The following is a 5398-nucleotide window of genomic DNA, read 5'->3' as shown; positions in this document are numbered from 1 at the left end:
ACCAATATCTGCACTTTAAAGCACAATATGACAATATATTTCTGCATCAAAACATCCCCACGAAGAATAGCCTTTTAGTAGATCAGGCATATATTAAAAGCCAAGATCAAAAAATTGCTCTGCAAAAGCTTATTGATAAAATTGCCATCGATATGAATCTCAACAAAGATGATATTACAAGTTTACAAAAAGATATAAACGCAAGTATTGTGCTCTCTCAAGAAAACGCCATCGTGCATAATATTTTTCATAAAGCACACAGTTATGTGAAGTTTAGCGACAATATTCTAACCCTAGAGACACTCCAACAACCTTATATTCTTACAAAACTACTCTCTTCACAGATAGATAATATCTATTTAGAAGAGCCTTGCTTAGTCTATTCCAAGCGTCTCAACAAGTTTTTTAATGCACATATCGTAGGAATCGGTTACTCTATAACTCAAGGCAGCACAACAAATACAGTAGAAATATCACAAAATGAAATTCCTATTCGTATTTCCTTTGATGATTCTTCTGTGCATTTTCATCTTAATGAGTATCTTAAAGTCTACTTTTTAAACTCCTCAGAGTTTGCAAAAAAAGCTTTTCGAATACTTCCACAAAATCTCATTTTACTATAAAGAACAGATATGAGACGATTTGGACATGAGAGTGCTTACCAATATTTTGTAAAACCGGCACTCTTTTACTTTTCGCTTTCAATGGTACTGATCTATATCTCTTTTCCATATATGAGCCACATACATAAGAGTATAATCATAGGCGCTGCGTTTATAGGAAGCTGGCGTTATTCTTTGATGCTTACAAACTATGTGCGTGCCTATATCTATGCAAAAAGAACCTATCCTGCATATCTTAAAGCAATTCAAAATCTACCTTTTGAAAAACGCTATCCTGAGCATCTCTATCTTATTGTTCCCTCATACAAAGAAGATGCATGGGTTACAACAGAGGTTTTTCAAGCACTCTTTAGCGCACTAAACCAACTCAAATGTAGTGCAACCATAGTTGTAGCCACAGGCTCTTCCCAAGAAGATAGTGTCATTCGAAATATTTATGAAGCACATCCTGCAAAAGAGTCTATATCTATCATCCTACAACGCCAATCCCAAGGAAAACGTATTGCAATGGGACATATGCTGCGTGCTGTTGCCAAAGATACCAATAGAAACAACTATCACGATACACTCACAGTTTTTATGGATGGGGACACTTACCTACCTCCAGATTCTTTGAAAAAAAGCCTGCCGTTCTTTGCTCTGGATAAAAATCTTGGAGCTGTTACGACAAATGAGGTCGCATACATCAACTCAAAATCAAACTGGTACAAAGAGTGGTTCAATCTCAAGTTTGCTCAGCGTCATGTCCTTTTTCAATCACAATCGCTCTCAAAAAGAGTTATGACACTTACTGGACGCTTTTCTATATTTCGTACAAGTGCCATCATTTCAGAAGATTTTATCTCTACTATAGAACACGACATCATTATCGACCCCTCGTATGGAAAATTTCGTTTTTTAATGGGTGATGATAAAAGTTCATGGTACCATTTGATGAAGAACAACTACAATATGCTCTATTTACCAGATATTCTTGTATATTCCCTAGAAAGCAGAGATGCCCCATTTTTAGAAGTGAGCCGCACATTACCATATAGATGGTATGGAAATACTCTCCGTAACAATAAACGTGCTTTAGCTTTGAAAAATCAACCATTTTTTATTAAGTATCTTTTATATGATCAACTCCTTCTCATGTGGACTTCACTTGTAGGGGTAACAGCTGCATTTTTTTTAACAATATTTGTAAACTTTGTTTATCTCCCATTATATTTTTCATGGATTATTTTAGTAAGGTTGATACAAATGAGTATTTTTGTTTATTATGGTCATCGCGTCTCTATGCTTACTCTTCCATTAATGCTCTATAGCCAATGGGTAGGTGCTTTCATTAAAATCAGATCTTACTTTAACCTCGCAGACCAAAAGTGGTCAAAATCAGGAGAAGAACAAAATGCTTCAAAGGATGCTCATTTGATACAATACCCCATTTACCGTTTTTATGCACCATATCGTATGTACTTTTACATTGGACTTTTCCTCTTTTTTATATTGACACTCTATACACATATTTTTAAACTACCTGATGTCAATATCTTTCAAGCCAACTATGAACCAACAAAGAGCATTATTTTTCACGCAGCAACAGATGATGGTAAAGATGATGCAAAAGCACTCAATAATCTTATAGCAAGGGTAAAAGATGGAACGACTATCATCCTGCCAAAAGGTACACTTGACATCTACGAACCTCTACTTATCAAGCGCAGCCACATTACTTTAGTGGGAAATCAGACTACTTTTCTTTCGCATCTTAGAGGAGCATATAAAAGCGTAATGAGTATCTCTGGTAAACGCAGTGAGTATGTTGGAAAAACCTTAGAGTCGATGTATGGACACATTAAAACAAAAATCAGATCAAAAGAGCCTCTTAAAGCAAAAACACTACTGCTTATAGAAGAAAAAAATGACTACAACTATGTTCACAATGTTTTAGGTTCACAAAAATGGTATAAGAAGTACCCAAAACTCCGCTCAGAAATAGTAGAAGTTGCAAAGTATGAAAAGCCTCTGCTCACAACAAGTTTTCGTCTGAAAAGCCTTATAGACAAAGGTGCTTCTATTTACAGACTAACACCGGTAACAGACATCACACTCAAAAATATTACCTTTGATTCTATTTACAAAAGTAAAAATTATAACTATATCTATAAAAATAGCCGTAAAGATTTAATGATTGACACTCTGCATTTGCTCTATGCTTCCTATGTACATATTCAAAATATAAACATCAAAAACAGCGGTTCAAACCCACTTGTATTTGAGCGTTGTTATCGTTGTGATGGAGAAAACATAAATATAGATGGAGCAATAAACAAAGGAAAAAAAGGAAACGGATACCTGCGTTTAAATAAAAGTTTTCATATCACATTGAAAAACATCTCTGTGAAACATATCCGCCATATTGCCTTTCAATGGGCAAGTGCCTACAATAGAATTGACAATTTATACACTGAAGTTGACATCAATTTCCATGGTGGTAGCAGTCACGACAACCTTGTCACAAATGTAGTGTATAATGTTAATCTTAAAAAGCATAAATGGGGGAAAGTTTATAGAACTCCAAAAGATGCTTCATGGGCTCCACCTGACCTTGGTTCAAATATCGTAAAGGATAAAAAGTGAAATTTTCTCTTCTTCTGTTGATTTTCATCATTCTCGTAAGTGCTTGTAATCGTAAACATCCACCCCAGACAGTTGACCCTGATTTACTATATGATTCTATCCCTGTTTATGATGCAAATAGTAGTTTTGCACCCTATGCTTATGACAAATTTAAATCAGTTCTTGACCAAAGTCGACTACAAATATATAAAGACAAAGGTGATACAGCAGATAGTAATAATACAACAGTAGAACCTGGAGAATTTACTGATAAAAAGTTTCCACAATTTTATGCAGATGCAGAAGAAAATCTACACTTTACTATCACTAAGATGGCAAATACATACAAGGTTCGCAGCGAACTAAAAGAACAGCCTGCTACTTGGAGCACTGCGGATACAGAAGGACACTACTGGGTAGCAACACTCAAATGTCTTAAACCAAAAGTAGGTATCAACTCCTACACTTGGATGCAGATACATGGAACACCTGATGGATTCAATTATCCATTACTAAGACTATTTTGGGAACGTAACAGACAAAATATATATGACCACCTTTGGGCTGTTATTATAGTTAGTGACCCTGAGACTCCAAAAATTTATTCATATATAGATTTAGGTGCACGACCTAGCGGTTATTTTACGGCGGAAGTACACATTAAAAATAATATTATGGATATAATTCTCAATAGAAGCCTTAAAAGAAGTATAAATGTCACTTACTGGCAAGATGAACAAAATTACTTTAAAGCAGGTGTCTACATCAATCGCTATGGTGATGGTGGAACTGTTTCTGCCATTTTTAAAGAGCTACACTTCTATGACCAATCTTCAGATGTCGTCTCGGTGCATCACTAAATGATAGGTATAGACATCATAAAAACCTCGCGTATGCAGCGCTTAATGGAGCGTTTCGGTGAAAGGGGATTACAAAAGTTTTTATGTGATGAAGAAATAACCCTCGTGAAGTCTTATAAAACAGCAGCAGGTTTTTGGGCAACAAAAGAAGCATTTTCAAAAGCAATAGGAGCAGGAATAGGAGCAGAGTGCTCTTTTAAAGATATAAAAATCTACAAAACAGACAAAGGAGCGCCAAAACTCGCACTCTCAAACTCCCTTGTAGAGAGGTTTGACATTCTAAACGCAGCACTCTCCATTACGCATGATGGAGAGTATGCCATTAGCGTTGTAAGTGTTGAGTGTAACTCACCCACCACCGACAAAGTCAAGAAGTTCTAGCTTATCACCATCTTTTAAAACATAGTTCTCCCATGTATCTTGTTTGACTATTTCCATATTAACAGCCGCAGCCATTACTTTACCAACAAGCTCAAGCTTTTCTAACACTTGTGAGAGCTTTATATTTTCATCGAACTCTTTTTCATGTCCGTTTACAATTAGTTTCATTCCCACCTCTTTTATTAAAGTTCTGAAATATATTTTGCAACTGCGTTTATGTCCGCATCACTTAAGCTTGAAGCCTGACCTTTCATAACAGCTTTCATAGCTCCACCATATGTTCCTGCCTTATATCCATGCAGTGCATCTACGATTTTTGCCTGCGCCCACCCTTTGATAACATGTGATTTTCCAAGTGCGTGTTTTTGTGCATTTTTTCCATGACAGCTTGAACATTTTACAAATATTTTTGCACCGTTTATTTCTGTTTTATCTATTACTGCAACCTTTTTTGGAACAGTCTCTGTTTTCACAGGAGCAACCTCTTGGGCTGGTTTTGCTACTACAGCGGTTTTTGTTGTCTCTTTTGCTGCAACTTTTTGTGTTTTTTGTGTCACATTTTTCTCAGAAGCAACACTCTTCATTGATTTCTCTTTTGCTGCAACACTCGTAGCTGTAGCAGTTTGTGCTTGTTGCACTACTGCCTGACTCGTATGCTGCTGCTCTTTTTTCTCTTGTGAACATCCCGCTACAAACAGTGTAGCAATTACTAAAAATAGTACTTTCATTAATTCTCCTTTAGTTTTATGTTACTTATTGTACAACAATTTTTGCTATAATTATAATCAAATATATTAAATTTTTTAAGGCGAAACTCATCTATGCATTTTGAACCATATCCATTTGAAAAACTTACAACACTTTTGGAAAACATCACTCCCAACGAAAAATATACACCCTCTGTTTTAACCATCGGCGAGCCGCAGTTTG

The 5398-nt window shown here is 35.8% G+C and carries 6 protein-coding genes; 4 read left to right on the top strand and 2 right to left on the bottom strand.

Annotated elements, in window-relative coordinates; translation table 11 throughout:
• The 4 genes from MVY38_RS01965 to acpS all read left to right on the top strand — a co-directional run.
• Positions 1 to 623 (top strand): hypothetical protein (locus MVY38_RS01965; protein ID WP_297482985.1); only part of this gene is annotated, 623 nt, incomplete at its 5' end.
• A 9-nt stretch (positions 624 to 632) separates the two neighbouring features.
• Complete coding sequence (locus MVY38_RS01960; RefSeq protein WP_297482982.1) at positions 633 to 3248, top strand: glycosyltransferase; 2616 nt, start codon at positions 633 to 635, stop codon at positions 3246 to 3248.
• Positions 3245 to 4087 (top strand): polysaccharide lyase family 7 protein, encoded by an 843-nt coding sequence (locus MVY38_RS01955; protein WP_297482979.1) that lies wholly within the window; start codon positions 3245 to 3247, stop codon positions 4085 to 4087. Before MVY38_RS01960 ends, MVY38_RS01955 begins: the two co-directional genes overlap by 4 nt.
• Positions 4088 to 4468: a holo-ACP synthase gene (gene acpS, locus MVY38_RS01950; RefSeq protein WP_297482976.1), complete on the top strand. Its 381-nt coding sequence runs from the start codon at positions 4088 to 4090 to the stop codon at positions 4466 to 4468.
• Here acpS and thiS read toward each other — a convergent pair.
• Positions 4436 to 4636, bottom strand: a complete 201-nt coding sequence (gene thiS / locus MVY38_RS01945; RefSeq protein ID WP_297482974.1) for a sulfur carrier protein ThiS — start codon at positions 4634 to 4636, stop codon at positions 4436 to 4438. The two genes, acpS and thiS, sit on opposite strands and share 33 nt — an antisense overlap.
• A 14-nt stretch (positions 4637 to 4650) precedes the next feature.
• Positions 4651 to 5196: a c-type cytochrome gene (locus tag MVY38_RS11020; protein ID WP_366939742.1), complete on the bottom strand. Its 546-nt coding sequence runs from the start codon at positions 5194 to 5196 to the stop codon at positions 4651 to 4653.
• Positions 5197 to 5398 lie beyond the last annotated feature (202 nt).

It is taken from the genome of Sulfurimonas sp., assembly GCF_027056685.1.
GTDB lineage: Bacteria > Campylobacterota > Campylobacteria > Campylobacterales > Sulfurimonadaceae > Sulfurimonas.
The sequence above is the reverse complement of the archived record's forward strand: the minus strand, read 5'-3'. Positions and strand labels throughout refer to the sequence as shown.